Genomic DNA, 24,370 nt, shown 5'->3' on the forward strand with positions numbered 1-24,370 from the left:
ATCCTGTTCATCGATGTTACCGCTCGGGTATTTCATCCGCCGTTCCTGCCGCTTGCCGGCGCCGCGTCGGTCCGGCACGATCACCGCAACGAGAAACGCGAGAGGGTTCGATGGCGCAGTACGGCGATTTCCAGAACGCGATCTATGGCGCGGGCTTGCGCGGTGTCGTGCCGAAGCTCCCGGTCGATTTTGCGACGCTCGAACGTCGCGCCAGCGCGGCGCTGCCGCCCGCGGTGCTGTCGTATCTCCAGGGTGGGTGCGGCGACGAGTTCACGCAGGACGAGAACGCGCGCGCCTTCAGCCATTGGGGCCTGGTGCCGCGGATGATGGTCGACTGCCGGACGCGCGATCTGTCGGTCGAGCTGTTCGGGATGACGCTGCCGACGCCGCTGTTCATGGCCCCGGTCGGGATCAACGGCATCTGCACGCAGGACCAGCACGGCGATCTCGCTGCCGCCCGTGCCTCGGCGATGACCGGCGTGCCGCTGATGGCGTCGACCCTCTCCAACGATCCGCTCGAAACCGTGGCGCAGGCGCTGGGGGATACGCCGGGGTTCTTCCAGCTCTACACGCCCAAGGACGTCGGCGTCGCGGAGAGCCTGGTGCACCGCGCAGAGGCGGCGGGGTACAAGGCGATCGTCGTGACGCTCGACACCTGGGTGACCGGCTGGCGGCCGCGCGACCTGAATGCGGCGAACTTCCCGCAGCTCCGCGGTCATGTGCTGATGAACTATTTCTCGGACGCCGCCTTCCGCAAGCTGCTCGCCAAACCGCCCGAGGAGGATCCCGCGGCGGCGATCGGCGCGTGGGCGGCGACGTTCGGGCGCGTGCTGACCTGGGCGGACATGCCGTGGCTGCGCTCGCTCACGAAGCTGCCGATCGTGCTGAAGGGCATCTGCCACCCCGACGATGCACGGCGCGCGATCGACGAGGGCGCGGACGGCATCTACTGCTCCAATCACGGCGGCCGACAGGCGAATGGCGGGATCGCCGCGATCGACATGCTCGCCGATGTCGTCGCCGCGTCTGGCGCGACGCCGGTGCTGTTCGATTCGGGCGTGCGGTCGGGCACCGATGTCGTGAAGGCACTCGCGCTCGGCGCCACCGCGGTCGGGGTGGGCCGCCCGTATACCTACGGTCTGGCGCTCGATGGCGCGGACGGTGCGGCGCACGTCCTGAAGTGTCTGCTCGCCGAGGCCGACTTGCTGATGGCGGTCAATGGTTATCCGAGCATCGCCGACGTGCGCGCGGCAGGCGCGGTCAGACAACCGCGCTGAGCCGCTCAATCGATGCGGTACTGGATCGGCTTGAAACTGCCGCCGTTCGATTGCAGCGCCGAACACGCGGTCATGCCGATCACGAGGTCCATCGCCGCGCGGAAGACGATCGTGTCGCCGGCCTTGCTCAGCGGCGGCTCGACCGTGAACGTGCCGGTCTCGCCGTTGATCGGCACGTTCATGAAGCAGTTGAACGCCACCGGGATCTGGTCGGGCTCGATATCCCATGGCGCGAGCGCCTCGGCCAGGTTGCCGAAGCACCCGCGATGCGGATCGGTATCGCCATAGATGATCGCGAAGGTTTCCTTCGAGCACGGCGTCAGCAGAAAATCATGCCGGCCGACATCGTCCGAAACGATCTCCAGCATCACATTGCTGCGGTTCGAATAGAGCAGGTCGCCGGTCGTCAGGTACAGTCGGCTCGAATAATCCAGTGTCCGCCCCGACGAGATCGCCTCACGCACGTCCGCGCGGTTGTAGGCGAGCAAATCCGATACCTGGCGGCCTTCCGGATCGATCACGGTGAGCGTCTGCCCCTTGTCGAGCGTGAACCCGGCTCCCGAGCGCGGGGGGATCGTCTTGATATCAGCCACGGGCTTCGCCTCGCTTGAAAGGGCATTTCCAGGATTCGTCGACGACGCGCCCACTATATTGTCGCGCTTCGCTCGATTCGCCGTGGCGCGCCAGCATCGGGTTCATCGAGCCGGCATATTCCAGATCGCGCGCGAGGATCGAAGATCGCAATTTGTCGTAGCGCTGCTGGTCGCGCAGCACCTCGAACTGGTCGTGCAGGTTGAACACCATTGCGGGCGATTCGAACTTCCGCGCCGGACGGCTCGCATTCGGATGCAGGCCAACCACAAAGAACGCCTCGCCGGCAAAGCTCAGCGAGAAATGCGGATCGTCGGGATCGCTGCTCACCGACGGGTCGGGACGATAGCCAAGCCACTCGTCCTTGTCGCTAAGCGACTGAGCACGCGCCCAAAGATGCGCTTCGAACTCTTCTTCGGACAACAAGGCAGGCGCTTCGAACAGGATGATGAGCGTCCGGAAGATCGCGCGGTCTTCGCGGTATTTCCGCACCGTTTCACCCAGGGCCGGGGAGATTCTCATGTCATCCCAAGCAGATCGCACGTCACGCGCGACCAGGATGTCCATCTGGCCCTTGGCGAGTGCCGATTTTGCGCCGACGCACGGAAACTGCGGCGCCTGCACCGTTTCGATGAACTTGCGCGCGAGCGGATGATCGTTCTGGAAGATTGGCTGGTACATGGTCGGGGAGGAACCCGCGAACCGCCGCAATGTTTCGCATCCGGCATAACCTTTGATATTGATCAGTACGAATCCCGATCTGTTCTTCTATCGCGCGCAGCGGTACGAGGCCGGGCGGTACGAGGCCGGGTGATGAAGGGGTGTCGATGATCTCGGAAAAGTTTCTCATGGGGCGCGGCCGCCATGAGCTGAGCAACGAAGAAAAGCAGGTGCTGGAAGACGGCATCGAATCCGTGCGGCAGGTGCCCGCGCGCAAGCAGATCGTCCGCGCGGGCGACCTGATCGAGACGAGCACGCTGCTGATCGAGGGGTTCGTGTGCCGGTATATGGACGATCGCGAAGGCCAGCGTCAGCTGGTCGCGGTGCATGTGCCGGGCGATTTCGTCGACCTCCACGCCTTCCCGATGAAGCGGCTCGATCACGACATCGCCACGCTGGGGCCGGTGAAGATCGCCTGCTTTGAACACCGCACGCTCCAGACGATCACCGAACGCTATCCGCATCTGACGAAAAAGCTGTGGTTCAGCACGCTGCTCGATGCGGCGATGCACCGCGAGTGGATCTTTCGGCTCGGGCGGCTCGGCGCCGAAGGACGGATCGCGCATCTGTTCTGCGAACTGAACGCGCGGCTCGAGATGATCGGGATGGCCGAGGACGGACAGTTCATGCTGCCGATGACGCAGCCGGATCTGGCGGAGGCGACGGGGTTGACGGGAGTCCACGTCAACCGCGTGCTACGGGTACTGCGCGAGCGTGAATTGCTGACGTTCAAGGGCGGGCAGGTCTGCATTCTCGACCAGCAGAAACTCGCCAAGCTGGCGGAGTTCGAACCGCAATATCTGTACGGCACGCACACGGACGGGTGAACCGGAATAGTGTCGCGGATCGGCGAAGATCGCGTCCGATCCTGCGGCAGGGTTCCGCATTGTGACTTTATCACTATGCTACCCGGGACATCGACCGGGAGATCCATGTGCAATTTCTATACTTCGCCGCCAGCGCCGTCGCGCTGATGGCGTCTACCTCCGTCGTCGCGCAGCTCGCGCCCGCCGCCCAGCCACCGACGACGCCTGCCACGAACCCGTTGCTAGCCGACTGGACCGGTCCGCTGGGCGGGGTGCCGCCCTGGGACAAGGTTCGCCCCGAGCTTTTCCCGCAGGCGTTCGAGACGACGCTTGCCGAACGGACCGCCGAATATCGCAAGATCGCCGACAATCCGGCCAAACCGACCTTCGCCAACACGATCGTGCCGATGCAGTTGGCCGGCAAGCGCTACGGTCAGGTGATGACGCTGTTCGGCGTGATGACCGGCAACATGAACACCCCGGCGTATCAGAAGCTCGACCGCGAATGGTCGCCCAAATTCTCCGCGGCGTCGGATGCGATCACGTTCGACAAGCCGTTGTTCGCGCGCATCCAGGCGATCTACGCAGGCCGCAACTCCAATGGATTGAACGCGCAGCAGATCCGGCTCGTGACGCGGATCTACGACAGCTATGTGCGGCAGGGCGCCAAGCTCACCGATGCGCAGAAGACGCAGCTTTCGCAGTATAACCAGCAGCTCGCGACCGCGTTCTCGACGTTCGGCGAGAAGCTGCTCGCCGACGAGAGCAAGGCGATTTCGGTCACCGACGAGGCGCAACTCACGGGGCTTCCCGATAGCGTGAAGGCGGTTGCCAAGGCGGCGGCGACCGAGCGGAAGCTGCCGGGCTTCGCGATCGTCAACACGCGGTCGGCGGTCGATCCCGTGCTGACCTACGCCACCGATCGTGCGCTGCGCGAGAAGGTCTGGCGCGCATTCGTCAACCGCGGCGACAATGGCGATGCGAACGACACGAATGCGACGATCGCGCAGATCGTCAAGCTCCGCGCCGACCGCGCACACCTGCTCGGGTTCAAGACGCATGCCGACTGGCGGATGCAGGACACGATGGCGAAGACCCCCGCCGCGGCGATGAACCTGATGATGCGCGTCTGGCCCGCCGCCAAGGCGCGCGTGGCCGAGGAAGTCGCGGACATGCAGAAGGTCGCCGGCACCTCGCTGACGATCGAGCCGTGGGATTACCGCTTCTACCAGGAGAAGGTGCGTAAAGCCCGGTACGACCTCGATCAGGCGCAGCTGAAGCCGTATTTCGAGCTCGGCAACATCATCCAGGGTTCGCTGTACGCCGCCAACCGGCTGTACGGGCTGAACTTCAAAGAGATCACCGGCACCGTGCCCGTGTTCGAGCCGAACATGCGCGTGTGGAGCGTCACCGACAAGACCGGCAAGGACGTCGGGCTGTTCTACCGCGACGATTTCGCGCGGACCGGCAAGCGATCGGGCGCTTGGGCGAACACGTATCGCGGGCAGCGGGGCTTAGCGCCGGCGCAGCTTGTGCTGTCGTCGAACAACAACAATTTCGCACGAGGTGCGCCCGGCGAGCCGATCCTGATCAGCCTCGACGATGCGCAGACGCTGTTCCACGAGTTCGGCCATGCGATCCACGCGATGCTCCAGAACGTCTATTATCCGGGGCTCGCGGGCACGCCGCGCGACTTCGTGGAATATCCGAGCCAGGTGAACGAGCATTGGCTGCTGACCCGCGACGTGCTCGACAAATATGCGCGGCATTACCAGACCAAGGCGGCGATGCCGCAGGCGTTGCTCGACAAGATCGAGCAGTCGAGCAAGTTCAACGAAGGCTTCAAGACCGCGGAATATCTGTCGTCGGCGATCGTCGACATGAAGATCCACACCGTGCCAGACGGCGTGATCGATCCGGACAAGTTCGAGGCCGCGACGCTCGCCGAGATCGGCATGCCGAAGCAACTGGTGATGCGCCACCGCGTGCCGCAGTTCCAGCACCTGTTCGCGTCGGACAGCTATTCGGCGGGCTATTACAGCTACCTCTGGTCCGAGACGATGGACGCCGACACCTTCGCGGCATTCGAGGAGGCGGGCAGCCCGTGGGACAAGCCGACCGCGGACAGGTTCGCGAAGATCCTGCTGTCGACCGGCAACGAGACCGATCGTGCGGAGGCGTATCGCGCATTCCGTGGGCGTGATCCGGATGTGAACGCGCTGCTCAAGAAGCGCGGTTTTGCCCCAACTCAAGCGGCGCAGGGAACGAAGTAATGGCTAGCAGCACACTCCCGCCGGAGAAGAACCACCGGCTGAAGTCGATCCTCGGCGGGTCGGCGGGCAACCTCGTCGAATGGTTCGACTGGTACGTCTATTCGGCGTTCGGGCTGTATTTCGCACCGGTGTTCTTCCCGAAGGGCAATGCGACCGCGCAGCTGATGAGCGTCGCCGCGGTGTTCGCGGTCGGCTTTCTGATGCGGCCGATCGGCGCGTGGGTGATGGGCATCTACGCCGATCGCCATGGGCGCAAATCGGGACTGACGCTGTCGGTGACGCTGATGTGCGCGGGCTCGTTCCTGATCGCGATCACGCCGGGCTTCGCGACGATCGGCTGGATCGCGCCGGCGCTGCTGATCCTCGCACGCCTGATGCAGGGCCTCAGCGTCGGCGGCGAATATGGCGCGAGCGCGGTGTACCTGTCGGAGATGGCGGGCAAGTCGCGGCGCGGCTTCTTCTCCAGCTTCCAGTACGTCACGCTGATCGCGGGGCAGTTGCTCGCGCTTGGCGTGTTGTTGCTGCTGCAGTCGACGCTCGACACGGCACAGCTCGACGCGTGGGGCTGGCGTATTCCGTTCGCGATCGGCGGCGTGCTCGCGCTGGTGGTGTTCCGCATCCGTCGCGGGCTGCTCGAGACCGAGAGCTATCAGAACGCCAAGGCTGACGGCACGCCCAAATCGAGCGGCTGGCTGCTGTTCAGCAAATACCCGCGCGAGGCGTTCACCGTGCTGTTGCTCACCGCGGGCGGCACGCTCGCCTTCTATGCGTACACCACGTACATGCAGAAGTTCCTGGTCAACACGAGCGGGTTCAGCCGCGAGTCCGCGACGCTGATCATGACCGCGGCGCTGGCACTGTATGCGGCCTTCCAGCCGGCGGCGGGCGCGCTGTCCGACCGGATCGGGCGCAAACCGTTGATGGTCGGGTTCGGCATCGCCGGCGTGTTGTGTACGGTGCCGATTTTCACCGTGCTGGAGACGGCGACCAATCCGTATCTTGCGTTCGGCTTGGTCGTGGCCTCGCTGTTCATCGTGACGGGCTACACCGCGATCAACGCGGTGGTGAAGGCGGAACTCTTCCCCGCACACGTCCGCGCGCTGGGCGTGGCGCTGCCCTACGCGCTGGCGAACATGATGTTCGGCGGCACCGCCGAGTACGTCGCGCTGTGGCTCAAGAACGAAGGCATGGAGCGCGGCTTCTACTGGTACGTGACGGCGATGATCGGCGTGTCGCTGATCGTGTACCTCCGCATGAAGGACACGCGCACACACAGCCAGATCATCGAGGATTGAGCGCGCCCCAAACTGACCCAACCCTCCCGTCATCCTGACGAAAGTCAGGATCCAGAGCCTCATGCCGAGGCTTTCGTGGCTCTGGATCCTGGGTCGAGCCCAGGATGACGGATGGGGTAGCGTAGCCCCAAGTCCAAACCTGTCCTAGCGCGGCAACTCGATGATCGCGTCGAGGCCGCCGCCAGCCTGATCTGAAGGGGCACGGTTCACCAGCCGGATTTCTCCACCAGCCTCGCGCACGATCGCCTGCGCTAGGGCCAGTCCCAGACCGATCCCCCCCGTCTCGCGGTTGCGCGAACTCTCCAACCGCGTGAAGGCGTCGAACACGTCGCCCATCCGGTCCTCGGGAATGCCCGGGCCTTGATCGGCCACCACGATGGCGACGGTCTTTGCCCCAGCCTCGACCCGAACCTCCGCAGAGACGCCATACTTCACCGCGTTCTCGATCAGATTGCGTACCGCGCGGCGCATCAGCGATGGCCGCAACCGCATCCGCAGCCGGTCCGCCTCGACGAAGCTCACCTCGCTGCCGATGTCGCGAAAATCCTCGACCACCGCATCCACGAGCGCCGCGAGGTCGACATCGGTCGGCGGCTCGCTCGGCCGTCCCAGCCGCGCCAGCGACAGGATATCGTCGAGCGTGCGGTTCATTTCCGCCACCGTGTCGATCATCTTCGCGCGATCAATGTCGTCCTCTACCGATTCGATCCGCACCCGCAACGCGGCGAGAGGCGTCCGCAGGTCGTGGCCGATCGCGCCGAGCATGCGGTCCTTCTCGTCGAGCATGCCCGTCACGCGCAGCCTGAGCGCGTTGAACGCGGTGATCAGCGCGGCGACGTCGTCGGGTCCTTCGGCGGGCATCGGCGTGCCGGGTTCGCCCGGTCGGAACCGCTCCGCCGCCACGCGCAGATCGCGCAAGGGGCGCGACAGCCGGCGGACGATCCACAGCACCGGCAGCAGGACGATGATGTAGAGGATCGCGGTCTGGCTCAGCAACGCGAACAGCAGGCGCGCACCGGGTTGCGGCCACGGCGCGGTGATCGTCAGCCAGCCGCGGCCGGGCTGTTCGACCGCGATCAACAGCGTGGCGCCATCGCGCTCGCCACGGCGGATCCCCGCACGGCGGCGATTGTCGCGGTCGCTGTCGTCGTCGAGCGTCGAGGGCTGCAGTCCGGTATCGATCCGCCCGACCGTCACGCCCTGATCCGCGAGCTGGCGGCGAAGTTCGGCTGCGACCTCGGGATGGCTCTCGTTTCCGGCGTTTCCGGTCCGTCGGATCGGATCGTCGGGAAGACGGCGGACGCGGCCGCGATCCGCGGTCAGGGGACGCCCGCCATGCGCCTCGCGGTCGAGCGCATCGGCGATCCGGGTCGCGACCGGGCGGGTCGCCTGCGAAAGGCGAAACTCGATCCGATCACGCAGGACCAGACCGAAGTTGATCGCCTGCGCCACAAACAGCGCGAGCGCGATCAGCAACGCCATCTGCCCGGCCAGATTACGCGGCCACGGACGGGTCATGAGCGTATGATCACGGGCGGGTAATCACAGGCGGGTAATCACAGGCGGGCGATCACAGGCGGGTCACTTCCGCGGCCAGCGTATAGCCGCCGCCCCAGACCGTCTTGATCAACTCGGGCGTCTTGGCATCGGTTTCGATCTTGCGTCGCAACCGGCTGACCTGATTGTCGACCGCGCGGTCGAACGCGGCGGCCTCGCGCCCCTGCGTCAAATCGAGCAACTGGTCGCGCGTGAGCACCTGGCGCGGTCGCGTGACCAGCGCCAACAACAGATTATACTCGCCGGTCGACAGCGGCACCGACACGCCCTCGCGGTCGACCAGCGCGCGTTCGCCCGATTTGAGCACCCAGCCGGCAAAGGCATAGGCGTTCGCCTCGGGCGCGTGCTGGCGCGCACCGCCCGCGGTCGCACGGCGCAGGATCACCTTTACCCGCGTCGCCAGTTCGCGCGGCGAGAACGGCTTCACGACGTAATCGTCGGCGCCCATCTCGAGCCCGATGATCCGGTCGGTCTCCTCGGTCCGCGCGGTCAGCAGGATCACCGGCACGTCGCTGGTCGCGGCGATATGGCGGCACAACGACAGCCCGTCCTCGCCCGGCATCATGATGTCGAGGATGACGAGATCGATCGCATACGCCGTCAGCCGCGTCCGCGCGCTCTCCGCATCGCCCGCCTGCGTGACGCGAAACCCCTGTTTGGTGAGGTACGCGGCCAGCGGCTCGCGGATCGAGCGCTCGTCGTCGACGAGCAGCAGATGCGGCATATCTCCCATCGGGGCAGTGTCTAGCATGGCGGCTGTCCAGGGGAAGCACCGGGACGTGGTGCCTCCCCCCTTTCCGAGTTATCGAGCAGGAGCGGGCGCTGGCGGGGTGGCGCGTTCGCTTCGGTCGACGTGGCGCATCTCGGCGGCATTGGCGCGCTCGGTCGCGTCGATCGTGCCGTCGTGATTGGCATCCATCCGGTCGAACCGCCTGAGCGCGCGCGCCTCGAACTCATCGCGCGTGATGCTGCCATCGCCGTTCGGATCCATCCGCCGGCCCATCCCGTCATGCTTGCGACCACCGGGCGGGGGCACGGGCACGTCGCGGCCGCTGGCTACCATCCGGTCGTGCAGCGCCGCGCGATAGGCCTGCATCTCGCCACCGCTCACGCGGCCGTCATGGTCGGTGTCCATCTGCGCGAACCGCGCGTCGGCCTGCGCGATCGCTTCCGCGCGTGTGGCGACGCCGTCATGGTTTGCATCTTGCCGCATCGGTGGGCGCGGGGTTGCAGGCGCGGTCTGCGCGCTGGCAGCAGAGGTGAGCGCGCTGGCGGCGAGCATCAGGGTGAGGACGGTCTTGCGCATGTCGGACTCCGGCTGTGTGGGACGAATTCCCATCGAATGACGCCGGTCTAAGCCCTGGTTGTCGCAGGCTTTTGCCGCCGGGCCGCCAATGTGTCGCAAGATATGTCGGCGTCAGGCGAAGATCGCGACGCTCTGCATCTGTTCCGCGACCGGCGTGCCGTCGGCGTTCCAGATCGCCATCTGCTGGCTCGAACTCCCCTCCCGCGTGTAGTCGGTGGTCGCGCGGAGCAGCCACCAGCCGTCCTGCGTCACCGGCTCCGGCCCGAGGATGTTGAGCAGCCACGTCATCGAGCTGAGCGGGGCGGGGCCGCCAAGCAGCTTCAGCGCGGCAGGCGGCAGGCAGTCCGCGATCGCGATCAGCTCGACCATCGGATCGAGCCCTTCGCGCTCGACCAGACGCGCCCAGCGGAGCCACTCGGCGGGCCCGACGCGGTCGTCGCGGCGGTCGAGCAGGTCGAAGTTGCGCGAGAACGCGACCGCACTGTGACCGCGGAACGTCTGCGTGTCTGGTTCCGGCATCGGGAAGTCGGGCGCGCTGCCGGTCTGGTAATCGACGCGCGACTCCACTGCGCGCATGAACACGAACGTCGCGCGCAGGCCTAGCCCGGCCTCGCTCGCGACGTCGACCTGGACGAACGCCGCGTTGCGCCCGCGCCGCAACCGCTGCGCCCGGATCGTGATGTCACCCGACAGCGGCCCGATGAACGACACCTGCGCGGACCGCAACGGCGGCAGATCGACGTCGGATTTCTGCGCGGCGTGGAGTGCCAGCGCCGCGGAGAAGCCGCCATAGGCCGTGCGGCCCTGCGTCCAGTTCTCCGGCACGGTGCCGCGCCAGCCGCCCGAGATCGGCTCGAGCGCGTCGATCGCCTGTTTGAGACTGGTCATTATGGTCCTTTCATCCTTCGTCATCCTGGGCTCGACCCAGGATCCAGAGCCAAGCATCGGAGCATTCGTGGCTCTGGATCCTGACGTTCGTCAGGATGACGGGAGGGAGGCGGCCAACTGATCGCGCAGGTCGCGTTTCAGGACCTTGCCGATCGCGCTGCGGGGGAGTTCGTCCGCGACATAGAGGGCAGATAGTCGCTGCGTTTTGCCGACTTGTGCGTTTACCCAGCTTAGGATCGCGGACGGATCCTCCGTCGCACCGCCACGCGGCACGTAGAATCCCACCGGTGTTTCGCCCCACGCCTCCGACGGAACGCCGATCACCGCGCAGTCCGCCACCGCGGGATGCTGGGCGAGCACCGCCTCCAGGTCCGACGGATAGATGTTGAACCCGCCCGAGATGATAAGGTCCTTCTTCCGGTCCATCAGCGTGAGAAACCCGTCCTCGTCGAACCGGCCGACATCGCCGTGGCGGATGTAGCGGTTGCCGTCCGCGTCATGCCATTCGGCGTCGCGGGTCGCCTCGATGCGCCCGTGATAACCGTTCATCATCGCCGGGCTGCGGCCGACGACCTCGCCCATTTCGCCTGGCGCGACCTCGCTGCCGTCATCGTCGATCAGGCGGATCTCGTGCCCCGGCATCGGCTGGCCGACGGTGTGGAGCTTGGTCGGGTTCGCGGTCGCGTTCAGCGCGCAACTCGCGCCGCCCTCGGTCATGCCGTAGAATTCGACGAGCACGCCCGGCCAGCGCGCGACCACGTCGGCCTTCAGCGTCGCGGAGAACGGCGCGCTGGTGCTGGTCTTGAAACGGAACGCCGACAGGTCGAAGGCGTCGAAATCGGGCAGCGCCATGATCCGCTGATATTGTACCGGGACCAGCATCGTGTGCGTCGCATGATAGCGCTGCGCGAGTTCGAGATAGGCGCGCGCGTCGAACTTGCCCATCAGCACCACAGTGCCGCCCCAGCCGAGCGTCGGCAGGAAACTGACGAGCGTCGTGTTAGAATAGAGCGGGGTGGCGATCATCGTCACGGCGGTGTCGAACCCCGCGGCGGTGTTTCGCGAGATATGCGCCCAGCGCATCGCGTGGCTCTGGACGATGCCCTTCGGCGTGCCGGTGGTACCGGAGGAATAGATGATGTTGAACGGGTCTTCGGGCGAAATATTGACCGGGATTGGCTGGGCGCCATCGGGAGCGAGCCAGTCATCGAAAGCCTGAAAAGCTTGTTCCCCCGCGAAGGCGGGGGCCCAGCCTCGGCCCCCGCCTTCGCGGGGGAACAAGACCACGCGGGCTACAAGTTGTTGCCCTTCCAAAGCTCGCGCGTTCTCCGCATCGAGGAACACGATCGGCGCGCCACTATCCGCAATCATCGCCGCGATCGCCGCCGGCGTAGCGGATGGCGCGATCGGCGTTGCGGCGCACCCTGCGCGTACCGAACCCAGGAAAGCCGCCGCATAGTCGGTCGTCGGCGCCGCGACGATCGCGACCGCCGTCCCCGGCGCCACCCCGTCGCGCTGCAACGCCGCCGCGACCCGGTCCATCATCGCGTCCAGCGTCCGATAGTCGATGCTGCCCTGCGCGTCGGCCACCGCGGTACGATCCCCCCGTTCGAGCACGTGCGCACGGATCAGATCGGGCAGGGTGGCAAAGCCGGTGGCGAGCATGTCTGAGGCGGTCGTCATCCGCGCATCGCTAGGCGAACGCGTCCGGCAATGCCATACGGTATATTCGAAAACCGGACTCGAGGAGATGCCGTTGCTGTTCTACGATAGCGCGCTGCCAGCGCCCAACCCGCGCCGCGTCCGCATATTCCTCGCCGAAAAGCATGTCCGCGTACCGATGGCGCAGATTTCGATCCCCAAGGCCGAACACAAGGCGGAAGCGTTCCTGTCGGTCAATGCGCTCGGCCAGACGCCCGCGCTCGCGTTCGACGATGGCCGCGTGCTGACCGAGAGTGTTGCGATCTGCCGCTATTTCGAGTTGCTGCACCCCGAACCGCCGATGTTCGGGCACGGTGCGCACAACATCGCCGAGATCGACATGTGGACGCGGCGGATCGAATTGCGGCTGATGACTCCGCTGTCGATGGTGTGGCTGCACACGCATCCCTGGACCGCGCGCATCGTCCAGCCGCAATATACCGACTTCGGCGAGAGCCAGCGTCCGCGCGTGCTGGCGGCGATGGCGGAGTTCGATCACGCGCTCGACGGTCGCGACTGGCTCGACGGCGAACGCTATACGATCGCCGACATCGTTCTGCTCACGACGATCGACTTCGCCAAGTTCGTCGGCATCGCGATGCCCGACGAACTGGCGCACCTGAAGGCCTGGCATGCGCGTGCGTCGGCGCGCCCCAGTGCGAGTGCGTAGAGCTATCTTGATGCGAACAGGCTGGATTAACCAACTCGTTTGACGAGATCGCAGTCATCGCGACCTAAAACCCCCGGCAGGCTGATTGCACAGTTCGGGGAGCATCGATGAAAGCGGCGTTACTAATCGGAGCGATCTGCGCGCTGTCGACGGCGGCATTGGCTGAAGATGTGCGGCCCGGTATCGCGTCTGTGGCGGTCGCCCCGGTTTCACAGATCGTCGTGCCCGCGCATACCGAGATGATGTTGCGGCTGGACGAGGAAATCGGCTCCGACCGCGCCCGCGTCGGCCAACCGGTCGCCCTCTCGGTGGCGCGCGATGTCATCGTCGACGGTCTGGTGGTGATCCCACGCGGCACCGCGGGAACGGGCGCCGTGACCTATCGCACCGGCAAGGGCGCGTTCGGCAAATCGGGCAAGGTCGACATCGAGCTAAGGTCGATCGACGTCGGGGGGCGCATGGTCCCGGTGGTCGGTCGCTATCACGCCGCAGGCGACGGCCGGACCGGCGAGACGATCGGTACGATCCTGATCGGCGGGGTCGTCGCCGGCGCGTTCGTCACGGGTCATCACGCGATCTTCGAGGAAGGCCGCGAGTTCACCGCCTTTACCGGCGCCGCGACTCCGATTGCCCGCCCGACCGTTCGGATGGCGCGGTTCGTTCCGCCCGTCACGACGTCCGCTATGCGCAACGCGATGTTCGAGCGAGTGGGGTCGAACGGACCGCTATTCGGGGATGCTGCTCCCAGAGTCGCGCCCGCCTACGTCGCCTATGGAACCTTGGCGCAGCGTCTCGCTGCCGCGCAACCCGTCCGTGGCGGTGATCCGCGTCTGGGGTGGACGATCAGCGACTGACGAGCCGGCATGCGTCCGGCACGATGCGATCGGTCTGGCCCTTGTGCGAAAAGATCCTTTGCAATCCCGGTTTTCTGTGCGAGGGAGCCGCATACCCGGTATTCAGATTGCCCGGACGCTCCGCTCCATCGCCGATGGACCGACGAGCCCGGCCACGAGGTTGGAGAGGGGATAAGGCGGAAGAGCGATCCACGGAGGTCGCATCTTCCGCCGTCCTTCTTCTCATTCCACCGGTTCAACCCAGGCGCGTCAAAAACCCTGCCCTCGGCGCGCGCTTCAGCCGATTTGCGCGTGCCGTGGTGGTCGCTAGCCGCGCTATGATGCAGGTTTAGCTTGTCTGGTACGCGACCAATGCCTTAGCCTCGGGCAATATTCGATGTCGAGGTATCGTAATGGCAGTAGCGTATCAGTCCCATCCCGAGATCGCCGACACGCTGGCGATGGAGCGACGGGGCCTGACGCTCGCGCTGCTCACCTTCACCTATTTCTTCAGTTACATGGACCGCCAGATCCTCGCCATCCTGCTCGAGCGGATCAAGGCGGACCTGGTGCTGACCGATACGCAGCTCGGGTTGCTGTCCGGACTCGTGTTCGCGATCTTCTATGCGACGCTCGGCATTCCGGTCGCGCGACTCGCGGATCGGACCAGCCGGCGGAACATCATCGCCGCCAGCCTGACGATCTGGAGCGCGATGACCGCGCTGTGCGGGCTCGCGCAGAACTTCACGCAGCTGATGCTCTTCCGGATCGGCGTCGGCATCGGCGAGGCGGGGTCGAGCCCGCCCAGCCATTCGATCATCGCCGATCTGTATCCGCCCGAGAAACGCGCGAGCGCGATGGCGGTGTATTCGCTCGGCGTGGTGCTCGGCGCAGGGTTCGGCACGCTGATCGGCGGGGTCGTCGCGCACTCGTATGGCTGGCGGATCGCGATGATGACAGTCGGCCTGCCGGGGATCGCGCTTGCTGTCCTCGTTCGCCTGTTCATGGTCGAGCCGCGCCGCGGCCTGTCCGATGCCGCCCGCGCGGTGGCGGCGCCGATGCCGAGCGTCGCGCAAGGGTTTGCGTCGATGTGGGCGAGTGCCCCGGCGCGGCATCTGGTGGTCGGCGTCACGCTGACGTCGATGATCGGTTACGCGCTGACCGGTTGGGGGCCGAGCTACATCCAGCGCTCGCTCGGGATCTCGATGCTCGACATCTCGCGGTATATCGCGCTGCCGGGGGCGCTGTTCGGTGCGGTCTCCGCGCTGGCGGGCGGCAAGATCGCTGACATGCTCGCCAAGCGTCATGGGCTCCACGTCCAAGCCTGGGTGGTGCTGGTGATGAAGGGCCTGTCGCTCCCGTTCGCGCTCGCCTTCTACCTGATCGACGCGCCGGTGATTGCGATCGGCAGCTATTTCGTGTCGCTGATCTTTGCGAACTCGTATCTGGGGCCGAGCTTCGCGCTGATCCAGCATCTCGCGCCGTTGCAGATTCGTGCGATGTGGGCGGCGATCACGCTGCTGGTCATCAATCTGGTCGGACTGGGGCTCGGACCGACGATGGTCGGCTGGCTGAGCGACCTGCTGAAGCCTGGGTTTGGCGAGGACTCGCTGCGGTATGCGCTGATCATCATCGTGCTGATGACGCCGTGGGCGCTGTTCCACTATTGGCGCGCCGGGGTTCTGCTGAAGCGCGCGGAGGACGCTGCGAGGTAGCCGCTTCTTCGTCAGGCCGGCCGAGAGGCCGCGGCCGCGGTCGGGTGGGCCAACGCATCCGCCAACAACCACGTCATCGCACTTGTCCGGTCATCGAACACCGCCATGTCGTCGCGCACCGCGACGATCCGCTTCACCTGCAGCCGCGCGAGCTTGCCGTCGGTGAACAAGGCGACTTTCCGCGATTTCAGCGGGATGGTCAAAGCCACGCGCTGGAGCATCGCCACCACCTCCTGGGGCTGGATCGCGGACCGCGAGAAATTGCCCAGCAGCATGTGACGCTTGCCGGTCGCCAGCACCCGCCGTGCCTCGCCATCCAGGTCGCGCAGGAAGCCCTCGACATGCGGGATCGTCCAGAATCCGGACGCTTCGACCTCGATGATGCCGGTGTCGAGATCGGTCGTGATCGTGTGCATGACGCCCTCCGTGGAGGTGTCGGAATCGGCCGCTCGGCGTTAACGACGCGTAACCAAACCGTTACGAGTGCGATTGTCGCCGACTATGTCGTAGTGGCGACTGGCGTCAGGCCTTCGCCATCCGATCGTCGAACAGGCCGAACATCAACGTCGAGGCGTACATCGCGATCGCCCGCTCGCGCGGCATCGTCGACGCCCATTTGCGCATGTCGAACGCCGCGTTCTGGAGCGCCATCAACGCCTGTGCGGCAATCAGCGCATCGACCGCGCGGATCGAGCCTTCGCCGATCCCGTCCATCATCATGCCGGCATAGCGTCGTGCGATGCCGTTCGAGCGATCGACCATCGCGTTGCGGACGCCGACCGGCAGGCCGCTCAGCGCCGTGGTACGCAGCAACGGCCCGCGCTCGGCGAACTGCACGTCGAGCAAGGTCGCGACGGTGCTCGACAATTTGTGCCAGTAGCTCCCGCCTTCGGCTTCGCCACGGCTCTGCGCATCGGCGATCGTGTCGAAGCTGCGGCGGTAGCACGCAATGACGAGGTCGTCCTTCGCATCGAGATGGTGGTAGAAGCTGCCCTTGGTCACGTTCAACTCGGAGGCGATCTTCTGCACCGAGGCGCCGCGATAGCCGAGTTCGTTGATCAAGCGCGTCGCGGCGAGCAGGAACGCCTCTCGGCCCGGCTCCGCCTCGTCATGGCTGAGATCGAGCAGGGTAGGCGACCATTTGGCGTTCTTGCCCGCGATGCCGTGTGCGAACACGTCCATCAGCCGTTCCTCGACCCGGCCGTACTGGTCAGGCTCGTACCGCGTCAGCCAGATCGGCAGCCAGAACGTGTTTTCCAGCAGCACATGCGCGCGTGCGCCGTTGAGATCGGTCTGCGCGCGCGACGAAGTCGGGCCCCACAACAGGCGCGTCCGGCGGAACACCTCGCGCCAGCCCGCCATCAGGCGGCCGCGCATCGGCTCTTCGGTCGCGCGCAGATCGGACAGGACCGCGAACGCCTTCTCCTCGCCGCGCTGGATCCGCCCGAGCCGGTCCATGTTGAGCGCGAGATAGCGCCGAACGCGGTCCTCCGGCGTTGCCTCTTCCGCCGCGACGTCGAGCATCGCGATCAGCGATTCGAGCGTGTTCTCGAACGCTGCCGCCGCGAGGTCTTCCTTGCGCTTGAAATAATAGGTAACGCTCGTCGTGTTGAGCCCGACGCGCCGCGCCACGTCCGCGAACGTCATGCCCTTGGCACTCTGTTCGTTGATCGCTTCTGCCGCCGCGGCGAGGATCGCGTCACGCTTCGCACGGAAGCGCTTGGTCCCCTGTTCGCTCTCGTCGCTGGCCTCTGCCGGAACCTTCATCGAAACACCCTAACAGCTTCGATTTGAAGATACAGTGTTTTTTAGGCGGTTTCAGGGCGGACTTGAAAACATGCTTTCCGGGGCCCTCCACACGCTTTACCGAATGTGCGGTATGGTCTAACCCGCCACAAAAGCGATGACGAACGGAGAGCCCGCATGGATTTTACGCTGAGCGAACGAGAGACGTATTTCCGGGATCGGGTCCGGGATTTCATCGACCAGAATATCCGCCCGCGGCAAGCCGATTACGACCAGCAGGCGCATGAGGGCGAGCGCTGGAAGGTGATTCCGGTGATCGAGGAGATGAAGGAGAAGGCCAAGGCCGCGGGCTTGTGGAATTTCTTCATGCCGCCGCATTCGGGCCAGACTCACGTCGACGATTCGTTCGCGTTCGAAGGCACGCAGCTCACCAATCTCGAATATGCGTTATGCGCGGAGGAGATGGGGAAGGTCGCTTGGGCGAGCGAGTGCTTCAACTGTTCGGCGCCCGATACCGGCAACATGGAGGTGTTTCACCGCTATGGCACGCGCGAGCAGAAGGAGGCGTATCTCGGCCCGCTGATGCGCGGCGATATCCGCTCCGCGTTCCTGATGACCGAGCCCGCGGTGGCGTCGTCGGACGCGACCAACATCGAGACGTCGATGGTCCGCGATGGCGATCACTACGTCATCAACGGCACCAAATGGTGGTCGTCGGGCGTCGGTGATCCGCGCTGCAAGATCGCGATCGTGATGGGCAAGACGAGCTTCGAGGGATCGCGGCACCAGCAGCAGAGCCAGATCCTCGTGCCGATGGACACGCCCGGCGTGACGATCAAGCGCATGCTCTCCGTCTATGGCTATGACCACGCGCCGCATGGGCATGGCGAAGTGGTGCTGGAGAACGTCCGGGTGCCGGTCGAGAACGTGCTGCTCGGTGAGGGGCGCGGGTTCGAGATCGCGCAGGGGAGGCTCGGGCCGGGTCGTATCCATCACTGCATGCGGACCATCGGTGTCGCCGAGACCGCGATCGAGGCGATGGCGCGGCGACTGCTCGACCGGGTCGCGTTCGGCAAGCGGATCGCCGACTTCTCGGTGTGGGAGGAGCGGATCGCGACCGCGCGGATCGACATCGAGATGACTCGTTTGCTCTGCCTCAAGGCGGCGGACATGATGGACAAGGCCGGCAACAAGTCCGCGCAGATCGAGATCTCGATGATCAAGGTCGCCGCGCCGAACATGGCGTTGCGGATTTTGGACGATGCGATCCAGGCGCATGGCGGCGGCGGCGTGTCGGGCGATTTCCGGTTGGCGCACGACTGGGCGGCGATGCGGACGCTCCGGTTCGCGGACGGCCCGGACGAGGTCCACAACCGCTCGATCGCGCGCAACGAGTTCGGGAAATACGGCGACTTCCGCAAGGGCGGCGTGTCGAGCGGGGATGTCGGGGTGAGCCGATAAACCCCCGTTCGTCCTTCTTTCTTCGTCATCCTGGGCTCGACCCAGGACCCAGAGCCACAAGGGCAGCGATCTCGGCTCTGGGTCCTGACTTTCGTCAGGATGACGGTCTCGTTTCGGAGCGCACCTACCCATGAAAGCCGCAGTCCTTTTCGAAGCCAACACCCCGCTCAGCATCGAGGATGTCACCATCTCGAAGCCGACTGCGCACGAGGTGCTGATCCGCACGGTGGCAGTCGGCGTTTGCCGGTCCGATCTGCATTTCGTCGACGGCGCCTATCCGCACGCGATGCCGACGATCCCGGGGCACGAGGCTTGCGGCGTAGTCGAGGCGGTCGGCGAGGAAGTTCGCGGCGTGAAGGTGGGCGACCATGTCGTCACGTGCCTGTCGGCGTTCTGCGGTCAGTGCGAATTCTGCGTCACCGGCCGGATGTCGCTGTGCATCGACGCCAGCGTGCGCCGTCCCAAGGGCACCGCACCGCGCCTCATGCTCGGCGACCAGCCGATCGCGCAGATGCTCAACCTGAGCGCCTATGCTGAGATGATGCTGGTCCACGAACACGCGTGCGTCGCGATCGACCGCGACATGCCTATGGATCGTGCCGCGCTGCTCGGGTGCGCGATCACGACCGGGGCGGGGGCGGTGTTCAACACCACCGACGTGACTCCGGGCGAGACGGTGTGCGTGGTTGGCTGCGGCGGGATCGGGCTTGCGGCGGTCAACGCGGCCAAGATCGCCGGCGCGGGGAAGATCATCGCGCTCGATCCCGTCCCGGAAAAACGCGCGATGGCCGAGAAACTCGGCGCGACGCACAGCATCGATGCATTGTCCGAGACCGCAGCGGACGAGGTTGTCGCGATTACCAAGGGCGGCGTGCATCATGCGATCGAGGCGGTCGGGCGTGCGCAATCGGCGGCGACAGCGGTCAAGGTCCTGCGTCGCGGGGGCACCGCGACGATCCTCGGGATGATGCCGCTCGGCGAGAAGGTCGGGCTGTCGGCAATGGACCTGCTGTCGGGCAAGCGGTTGCAGGGCGGCTTCATGGGCTCGAACCGCTTCCCGGTCGACATCCCGCGGCTGGTCGATTTCTACATGCGCGGGTTGCTCGATCTCGACACGATCATCGCCGACCGGATGCCGCTGGAGCGGATCAACGACGCGTTCGACGAACTCCGCCGCGGGGATACGACCCGCAGCGTGATCACCTTCTCGTGAGCGACGCATCGACCAGCATGGTCGGCACGATCGAGGTCGGCGACAAGGACCGCCTCGACCTCGACACGCTTTGTGCATGGATGATGGCCAACGTGCCCGGCTATGCCGGTCCGCTGAGCTACGCGAAGTTCGCCGGCGGCCAGTCGAACCCGACCTACCGCCTCGACACGCCGGAGCGCGCGTACGTGCTGCGCCGGAAACCGTTCGGCCCGATCCTGCCGAGCGCGCACGCCGTCGACCGCGAATACCGCGTGATTGCGGGGCTGCATCCGACCGGCTTCCCGGTGCCTCGGCCCTATGGTCTCTGCGAGGACGCGGCGGTCATCGGTTCGGCGTTCTATGTCATGGAGATGGTCGAAGGGCGGACGATCTGGGACGGCGCGATGCCGGGTGCGAGTCCGGCTGAGCGCACCGCGCATTACGAGGCAATGGTCGACACGCTCGCCGCGCTCCACAACACCGATTACGCGGCGGCGGGGCTTGAGGAGTACGGCAAGCCCGGCAATTATTTCGAGCGCCAGGTCGGCCGCTGGACCAAGCAATATCGCGCCGCCGAGACCGAGCATATGGAGTCGGTCGAACGGCTGATCGAATGGTTGCCGCGTACGCTGCCCGAGCAGACGCGGACCTCGATCGTCCACGGCGACTACCGCATCGACAACATGATCTTCGCGCCGTCGGAGCCTAAGGTCATCGCGGTGCTCGACTGGGAATTGTCGACGCTGGGCGATCCGCTCGCGGACTTCTCGTATCTGCTGATGAGTTGGGTGACCGAACCCGAGGGGCGCTCGGGCGTGCTCGGCATGACCGGGCCGGAGACGGGCATTCCGACAATCGAGCAGGTCGTCGAACGCTATTGCGCCGCCACCGGTCGCGACGGCGTGCCTGATCTGAACTGGTATTTCGCCTATAACCTCTTCCGCCTGACCGGCATCGTCCAGGGCATCAAGAAGCGCATCATCGATGGCACTGCGTCGAGTGCTCAGGCGGAGAAGACGGTAGCGAAGATTCACGGGTTGGCGGACGCGGCCTGGGGTTTCGCGGTGAAGGCGGGGGCCTGATTCCCCTCCCGCTTGCGGGAGGGGTTAGGGGRGGGGGTGACCTCCCCCGGCATGAAACGTTGCGGAAAGGTCGGGCCCTCCCCCGACCCCTCCCGCAAGCGGAAGGTGAGCAGAAGACAATGTCACAGTTCGACCTGACCGGCATGGTCGCCATCGTCACCGGCTCCTCGCGCGGCATCGGCTTGGCGTCCGTGCGCGAACTCGCAGAGCACGGCGCGAAAATCGTGATCTCCAGCCGCAAGCAGGACGCGTGCGACACGGTCGCGGCGGAACTCAACGCCAGGCATGGCGACGGCACCGCGATCGCCATCGCCGCGAACATCTCCGACAAGGCGGGGCTTCAGCATCTGGTAGACGAGACCCGCGCGACGTTCGGTCGCATCGACATCCTCGTCTGCAACGCCGCATCGAACCCCTATTACGGGCCCCAGGCCGGCATCGCCGACGATCAGTTCCGGAAGATCCTCGACAACAACATCGTCTCGAACCACTGGCTGATCCAGATGGTCGCGCCCGAGATGCTGGAGCGCCGCAGCGGCAGCATCATCATCATATCCTCGATCGGCGGGCTGCGTGGCTCGCCGGTGATCGGCGCCTATTGCATCAGCAAGGCCGCCGACATGCAACTCGCGCGCAACCTCGCGGTCGAGTTCGGCCCGTCCAACGTCCGCGTGAACAGCATCGCGCCCGGCCTGATCAAGACCGATTTCGCGCGCGCCTTGTGGGAAGACCCGCAGCGGATCGAGGCAGCGAACACCAGCGTGCCGCTCCGCCGGATCGGCGAGCCGGAAGAAATCGCGGGCGCGGTCGTCTTTCTGGCGTCGTCGGCAAGCAATTTCATGACCGGCCAGACGATGGTCATCGACGGCGGCGTCACGATCTAAGCGAAGGACCATGCGATGCGTTTTACGGACAAATCCATCATCGTCACCGGAGCAGGTTCCGGCATCGGCCGCGCCGCCGCGCTCCTGTTCGCGAGCGAAGGGGGCAGGGTCGTCGTCGCGGACAAGACCGAGGGGGCGGACGAAACCGCGCACCTGATCGTGCAGGCCGGCGGCACGGCGAAGGCGATCCGCATCGACGCTGGGCTCGAAGACGACGTGATCCGCACGATCGCGCTCGCTTGCGACAGCTTCGGCGGGCTCGACGTGATGTTCGCCAATGCGGGAATCTCGGGCGGCATGGCGAACCTGTTCGACACCGACGTCGCGCTCATCACCGAAGTGCTGCGCGTCAACCTGATCGGCCCGTTCCTTGCGATCAAGCACGCCGCGCCGCGGATCGCCGAGCGAGGGAAGGGCGCGATCGTCCTCACTGCCAGCGTCGCCGGCATCCGCTCTGGCGCTGGCTCGCCCGCCTATTCCGCGTCGAAGGCCGGCGTCATCAACCTTGCCGCCGTCTCTGCCCAGCAACTCACAGGCTCGAACGTCCGCGTCAACGCGATCTGCCCCGGCCTGACCGAGACCGGCATGACCAAACCCGTGTTCGACTATGCGCGCGAGGCGAACAAGATGGACCGCGTCGGCCGCCTCAACCCGCTTCACCGCGGCGCGCAGCCCGAGGAACTCGCCAAGGTCGCGCTGTTCCTCGCCTCCGACGACGCCAGCTACATCAATGGCCAGGCGATCGCGGTCGACGGCGGCCTCTCGTCGAGCCATCCCGTGACACGGCAGGAATACGGCAAGACCGCCGCCTGACCGATGATGCTGTCGGGTCGCGGCGTTTCGGCCGCTGGATACGCTTGCGCAACGACTTTTGCGGGACCATTTGCGACGTGCGGACGTTGAGCGTCCGACCCCATAAAGGAGAACCCCCATGGCTTTCGAACTCCCACCGCTGCCGTATGCCTATGACGCGCTCGAGCCGGTGATCGACCAGGAAACGATGAAGTTTCATCACGACAAGCATCACGCGGCGTACACCGCGAAGCTGAACGAAGGCGTCGAGAAGGATTCCGCGCTGGCGGGCAAGTCGATCGAGGACATCCTCGGCATGATCTCGTCGCAGCCGCCGCTGGTCCGCAACAATGGCGGCGGTTTCTGGAACCACGACTTCTTCTGGAAGACGATGGCGGCCAAGAATGGCCAGGCACCGTCGGGCAAGCTCGCCGAGGCGATCGATCGTGATTTCGGCAGCCTCGACAAGCTGAAGGAAGAGTTCAACACCAAGGGTGCGGGGCAGTTCGGCTCGGGCTGGGCATGGCTGATCGCGGATGCGAGCGGCACGCTAAAGGTGACGAGCACGCCGAACCAGGACAACCCGCTGATGGACGACGCCAAGGAGCCCGGCACGCCGCTGCTCGGCAACGACGTCTGGGAGCACGCCTATTACCTGACGTACAAGAATGATCGTCCGGGCTATCTGAAGGCTTGGTGGGACATCGTGAACTGGGACGTCGTCGGTGAGCGCTACGCGAAGGTCGCGGGCTGACTTTGATCCCCTCCCGCTTGCGGGAGGGGCTAGGGGAGGGGGTGACGCACGTACTGGCGTCCGGTCTGTTTGGGCAGCCCCTCCCCCGACCCCTCCCGTGAACGGGAGGGAGAAGAAGCGTTACCCTTCGGGCGGCAGGTCGGTCACGGCTTTGTCGCCCGTTTGCAATCCGTGCTTCAGCAGCATCGGGATGTTGGCGAACGCGAAGAGCAGCGTCAGCGGGATCGCGCCCCAGAGCTTGAAGCCGACCCAGAAGTCCCAGGTCGTGTTGCGCCACACGGCCTCGTTCAGCACCGCCATGAACACGAAGAACACCGCCCAGTTGCGCGTCAGCTTGCGCCAGCCATCCGCGGACAGACCGGGGTAAGCGGTGGCGAGCAGCGACTGAAGCAGCGGACGCCCGGTGACGAGACCGAACGTCAGGATCGCCGCGAACATCGCGTAGATGATGGTCGGCTTCATCTGGATAAAGCGCTGGTCGTGGAAATAGATCGTCAGCCCGCCGAACACGACGATCAGCGCGCCCGATAGCCACAGCATCGGTGAGATGTGGCCGGTCTTGACCTTCGACACGATCATCGCGGCGATCGTGGCGATGATGAACGCGGTGGTGGCGGCGACGACGCGGACGATCGGCAGGCCGGGCGTGAGGAAGTTCACCGCGAAGAAGACCGCGAGCGGACCGTAGTCGACCGCCATGCGAAGGCCTGGGGATAGGGGGGACTTGGTCACTGGAATATCCACGAAATACGGTAAGATGCCGTTCGTCTTGAGCGTAGTGGAAGGACATTGCCACAAGCTGACCAGTCCTTCGACTTCGCTCAGGA

General features: G+C 65.5%; 23 protein-coding genes. 13 read left to right on the plus strand and 10 right to left on the minus strand.

Annotated elements, in window-relative coordinates:
- Positions 1-110: 110 nt before the first annotated feature.
- Positions 111-1,277 (plus strand): alpha-hydroxy-acid oxidizing protein, encoded by a 1,167-nt coding sequence (locus ASF09_RS14210; protein WP_060526828.1) that lies wholly within the window; start codon positions 111-113, stop codon positions 1,275-1,277.
- A 5-nt stretch (positions 1,278-1,282) separates the two neighbouring features.
- Here ASF09_RS14210 and ASF09_RS14215 read toward each other — a convergent pair whose 3' ends face one another.
- Both ASF09_RS14215 and gntA read right to left on the minus strand, forming a co-directional pair.
- Positions 1,283-1,870 carry a DUF1989 domain-containing protein gene (locus ASF09_RS14215; protein ID WP_060526829.1) on the minus strand — a complete coding sequence of 196 codons (588 nt, stop codon included), beginning with the start codon at positions 1,868-1,870 and terminating at the stop codon, positions 1,283-1,285.
- Positions 1,863-2,549 carry a guanitoxin biosynthesis heme-dependent pre-guanitoxin N-hydroxylase GntA gene (gntA, locus tag ASF09_RS14220; protein WP_056051135.1) on the minus strand — a complete coding sequence of 229 codons (687 nt, stop codon included), beginning with the start codon at positions 2,547-2,549 and terminating at the stop codon, positions 1,863-1,865. Before gntA ends, ASF09_RS14215 begins: the two co-directional genes overlap by 8 nt.
- Positions 2,550-2,695: 146 nt before the next feature.
- Between gntA and ASF09_RS14225 the strand changes: the two genes are divergently transcribed.
- The 3 genes from ASF09_RS14225 to ASF09_RS14235 all read left to right on the plus strand — a co-directional run bounded on the left by ASF09_RS14225 (position 2,696) and on the right by ASF09_RS14235 (position 6,962).
- Positions 2,696-3,415 (plus strand): Crp/Fnr family transcriptional regulator, encoded by a 720-nt coding sequence (locus tag ASF09_RS14225; RefSeq protein ID WP_056051132.1) that lies wholly within the window; start codon positions 2,696-2,698, stop codon positions 3,413-3,415.
- A 107-nt stretch (positions 3,416-3,522) separates the two neighbouring features.
- A complete protein-coding gene (locus ASF09_RS14230) occupies positions 3,523-5,667 on the plus strand; it encodes a M3 family metallopeptidase (protein ID WP_060526830.1) in 2,145 nt (714 codons plus the stop codon).
- On the plus strand, positions 5,667-6,962 hold the full coding sequence (locus ASF09_RS14235; RefSeq protein WP_060526831.1) for an MFS transporter: 1,296 nt from the start codon (positions 5,667-5,669) through the stop codon (positions 6,960-6,962). Before ASF09_RS14230 ends, ASF09_RS14235 begins: the two co-directional genes overlap by 1 nt.
- A 144-nt stretch (positions 6,963-7,106) precedes the next feature.
- On the opposite strand, the gene ASF09_RS14240 is transcribed toward ASF09_RS14235, so the two are convergent.
- The 5 genes from ASF09_RS14240 to ASF09_RS14260 all read right to left on the minus strand — a co-directional run bounded on the left by ASF09_RS14240 (position 7,107) and on the right by ASF09_RS14260 (position 12,396).
- The gene (locus ASF09_RS14240) at positions 7,107-8,480 is read right to left on the minus strand and encodes a sensor histidine kinase (RefSeq protein ID WP_060526832.1); all 1,374 of its coding nucleotides are present in this window, start codon (positions 8,478-8,480) and stop codon (positions 7,107-7,109) included.
- 52 nt (positions 8,481-8,532) lie between these two features.
- Positions 8,533-9,252, minus strand: a complete 720-nt coding sequence (locus ASF09_RS14245) for a response regulator (RefSeq protein WP_056051122.1) — start codon at positions 9,250-9,252, stop codon at positions 8,533-8,535.
- Positions 9,253-9,321: 69 nt separating this feature from the next.
- Positions 9,322-9,825 carry an EF-hand domain-containing protein gene (locus tag ASF09_RS14250; RefSeq protein ID WP_060526833.1) on the minus strand — a complete coding sequence of 168 codons (504 nt, stop codon included), beginning with the start codon at positions 9,823-9,825 and terminating at the stop codon, positions 9,322-9,324.
- A gap of 111 nt (positions 9,826-9,936) precedes the next feature.
- Entirely contained in the window at positions 9,937-10,713 is a 777-nt protein-coding gene (locus tag ASF09_RS14255; protein ID WP_060526834.1) for a thioesterase family protein, read from the minus strand.
- Between the two features lie 90 nt (positions 10,714-10,803).
- Positions 10,804-12,396 (minus strand): class I adenylate-forming enzyme family protein, encoded by a 1,593-nt coding sequence (locus ASF09_RS14260; protein WP_060526835.1) that lies wholly within the window; start codon positions 12,394-12,396, stop codon positions 10,804-10,806.
- Between ASF09_RS14260 and ASF09_RS14265 the strand changes: the two genes are divergently transcribed.
- The 3 genes from ASF09_RS14265 (at position 12,377) to ASF09_RS14275 (ending at position 15,632) form a co-directional block, all read left to right on the plus strand.
- On the plus strand, positions 12,377-13,084 hold the full coding sequence (locus ASF09_RS14265; protein ID WP_235529836.1) for a glutathione S-transferase family protein: 708 nt from the start codon (positions 12,377-12,379) through the stop codon (positions 13,082-13,084). The two genes, ASF09_RS14260 and ASF09_RS14265, sit on opposite strands and share 20 nt — an antisense overlap.
- A gap of 107 nt (positions 13,085-13,191) precedes the next feature.
- Positions 13,192-13,938, plus strand: a complete 747-nt coding sequence (locus ASF09_RS14270) for a hypothetical protein (protein WP_060526837.1) — start codon at positions 13,192-13,194, stop codon at positions 13,936-13,938.
- Between the two features lie 392 nt (positions 13,939-14,330).
- Positions 14,331-15,632 (plus strand): spinster family MFS transporter, encoded by a 1,302-nt coding sequence (locus ASF09_RS14275; RefSeq protein ID WP_060526838.1) that lies wholly within the window; start codon positions 14,331-14,333, stop codon positions 15,630-15,632.
- 11 nt (positions 15,633-15,643) lie between these two features.
- On the opposite strand, the gene ASF09_RS14280 is transcribed toward ASF09_RS14275, so the two are convergent.
- Both ASF09_RS14280 and ASF09_RS14285 read right to left on the minus strand, forming a co-directional pair.
- Entirely contained in the window at positions 15,644-16,048 is a 405-nt protein-coding gene (locus ASF09_RS14280) for a hypothetical protein (RefSeq protein ID WP_060526839.1), read from the minus strand.
- 106 nt (positions 16,049-16,154) lie between these two features.
- Positions 16,155-17,399 carry a TetR/AcrR family transcriptional regulator gene (locus tag ASF09_RS14285; protein ID WP_060526840.1) on the minus strand — a complete coding sequence of 415 codons (1,245 nt, stop codon included), beginning with the start codon at positions 17,397-17,399 and terminating at the stop codon, positions 16,155-16,157.
- Between the two features lie 156 nt (positions 17,400-17,555).
- Here ASF09_RS14285 and ASF09_RS14290 point away from each other — a divergent pair, with 156 nt between their 5' ends.
- From ASF09_RS14290 to ASF09_RS14315, 6 genes are all read left to right on the plus strand, one after another.
- Positions 17,556-18,839, plus strand: coding sequence for an acyl-CoA dehydrogenase family protein (locus ASF09_RS14290; RefSeq protein ID WP_060526841.1), 1,284 nt, complete (start codon positions 17,556-17,558; stop codon positions 18,837-18,839).
- Between the two features lie 130 nt (positions 18,840-18,969).
- The gene (locus ASF09_RS14295) at positions 18,970-20,052 is read left to right on the plus strand and encodes a Zn-dependent alcohol dehydrogenase (protein WP_060526842.1); all 1,083 of its coding nucleotides are present in this window, start codon (positions 18,970-18,972) and stop codon (positions 20,050-20,052) included.
- Positions 20,053-20,069: 17 nt separating this feature from the next.
- Positions 20,070-21,113, plus strand: coding sequence for a phosphotransferase family protein (locus tag ASF09_RS14300; RefSeq protein WP_060527080.1), 1,044 nt, complete (start codon positions 20,070-20,072; stop codon positions 21,111-21,113).
- 119 nt (positions 21,114-21,232) lie between these two features.
- Positions 21,233-21,997 (plus strand): SDR family oxidoreductase, encoded by a 765-nt coding sequence (locus ASF09_RS14305; protein ID WP_056051092.1) that lies wholly within the window; start codon positions 21,233-21,235, stop codon positions 21,995-21,997.
- Positions 21,998-22,012: 15 nt separating this feature from the next.
- Positions 22,013-22,810: an SDR family NAD(P)-dependent oxidoreductase gene (locus tag ASF09_RS14310; RefSeq protein WP_056051089.1), complete on the plus strand. Its 798-nt coding sequence runs from the start codon at positions 22,013-22,015 to the stop codon at positions 22,808-22,810.
- A 118-nt stretch (positions 22,811-22,928) separates the two neighbouring features.
- Positions 22,929-23,543 carry a superoxide dismutase gene (locus ASF09_RS14315; RefSeq protein ID WP_060526843.1) on the plus strand — a complete coding sequence of 205 codons (615 nt, stop codon included), beginning with the start codon at positions 22,929-22,931 and terminating at the stop codon, positions 23,541-23,543.
- Positions 23,544-23,663: 120 nt separating this feature from the next.
- Here the strand turns inward: ASF09_RS14315 and ASF09_RS14320 are convergent, their stop codons facing one another.
- Positions 23,664-24,281: a septation protein A gene (locus ASF09_RS14320; RefSeq protein ID WP_082444336.1), complete on the minus strand. Its 618-nt coding sequence runs from the start codon at positions 24,279-24,281 to the stop codon at positions 23,664-23,666.
- Positions 24,282-24,370 lie beyond the last annotated feature (89 nt).

Origin of the sequence: Sphingomonas sp. Leaf242, assembly GCF_001422045.1 — a bacterium.
Taxonomy (GTDB): Bacteria; Pseudomonadota; Alphaproteobacteria; order Sphingomonadales; family Sphingomonadaceae; genus Sphingomonas.

Excerpts from the sequence above, each read along its gene's own strand:
- gntA (WP_056051135.1), bottom strand. The coding sequence starts at position 2,549 with ATGTACCAGCCAATCTTCCAGAACGATCATCCGCTCGCGCGCAAGTTC.
- ASF09_RS14255 (WP_060526834.1), bottom strand. The coding sequence starts at position 10,713 with ATGACCAGTCTCAAACAGGCGATCGACGCGCTCGAGCCGATCTCGGGC.
- ASF09_RS14240 (WP_060526832.1), bottom strand. The coding sequence starts at position 8,480 with ATGACCCGTCCGTGGCCGCGTAATCTGGCCGGGCAGATGGCGTTGCTG.
- ASF09_RS14290 (WP_060526841.1), top strand. The coding sequence starts at position 17,556 with ATGGATTTTACGCTGAGCGAACGAGAGACGTATTTCCGGGATCGGGTC.
- ASF09_RS14260 (WP_060526835.1), bottom strand. The coding sequence starts at position 12,396 with ATGACGACCGCCTCAGACATGCTCGCCACCGGCTTTGCCACCCTGCCC.
- ASF09_RS14300 (WP_060527080.1), top strand. The coding sequence starts at position 20,070 with ATGGTCGGCACGATCGAGGTCGGCGACAAGGACCGCCTCGACCTCGAC.
- ASF09_RS14225 (WP_056051132.1), top strand. The coding sequence starts at position 2,696 with ATGATCTCGGAAAAGTTTCTCATGGGGCGCGGCCGCCATGAGCTGAGC.
- ASF09_RS14210 (WP_060526828.1), top strand. The coding sequence starts at position 111 with ATGGCGCAGTACGGCGATTTCCAGAACGCGATCTATGGCGCGGGCTTG.
- ASF09_RS14265 (WP_235529836.1), top strand. The coding sequence starts at position 12,377 with ATGTCTGAGGCGGTCGTCATCCGCGCATCGCTAGGCGAACGCGTCCGG.
- ASF09_RS14295 (WP_060526842.1), top strand. The coding sequence starts at position 18,970 with ATGAAAGCCGCAGTCCTTTTCGAAGCCAACACCCCGCTCAGCATCGAG.
- ASF09_RS14305 (WP_056051092.1), top strand. The coding sequence starts at position 21,233 with ATGTCACAGTTCGACCTGACCGGCATGGTCGCCATCGTCACCGGCTCC.
- ASF09_RS14235 (WP_060526831.1), top strand. The coding sequence starts at position 5,667 with ATGGCTAGCAGCACACTCCCGCCGGAGAAGAACCACCGGCTGAAGTCG.
- ASF09_RS14285 (WP_060526840.1), bottom strand. The coding sequence starts at position 17,399 with ATGAAGGTTCCGGCAGAGGCCAGCGACGAGAGCGAACAGGGGACCAAG.
- ASF09_RS14270 (WP_060526837.1), top strand. The coding sequence starts at position 13,192 with ATGAAAGCGGCGTTACTAATCGGAGCGATCTGCGCGCTGTCGACGGCG.
- ASF09_RS14245 (WP_056051122.1), bottom strand. The coding sequence starts at position 9,252 with ATGGGAGATATGCCGCATCTGCTGCTCGTCGACGACGAGCGCTCGATC.
- ASF09_RS14250 (WP_060526833.1), bottom strand. The coding sequence starts at position 9,825 with ATGCGCAAGACCGTCCTCACCCTGATGCTCGCCGCCAGCGCGCTCACC.
- ASF09_RS14280 (WP_060526839.1), bottom strand. The coding sequence starts at position 16,048 with ATGCACACGATCACGACCGATCTCGACACCGGCATCATCGAGGTCGAA.
- ASF09_RS14310 (WP_056051089.1), top strand. The coding sequence starts at position 22,013 with ATGCGTTTTACGGACAAATCCATCATCGTCACCGGAGCAGGTTCCGGC.
- ASF09_RS14275 (WP_060526838.1), top strand. The coding sequence starts at position 14,331 with ATGGCAGTAGCGTATCAGTCCCATCCCGAGATCGCCGACACGCTGGCG.
- ASF09_RS14315 (WP_060526843.1), top strand. The coding sequence starts at position 22,929 with ATGGCTTTCGAACTCCCACCGCTGCCGTATGCCTATGACGCGCTCGAG.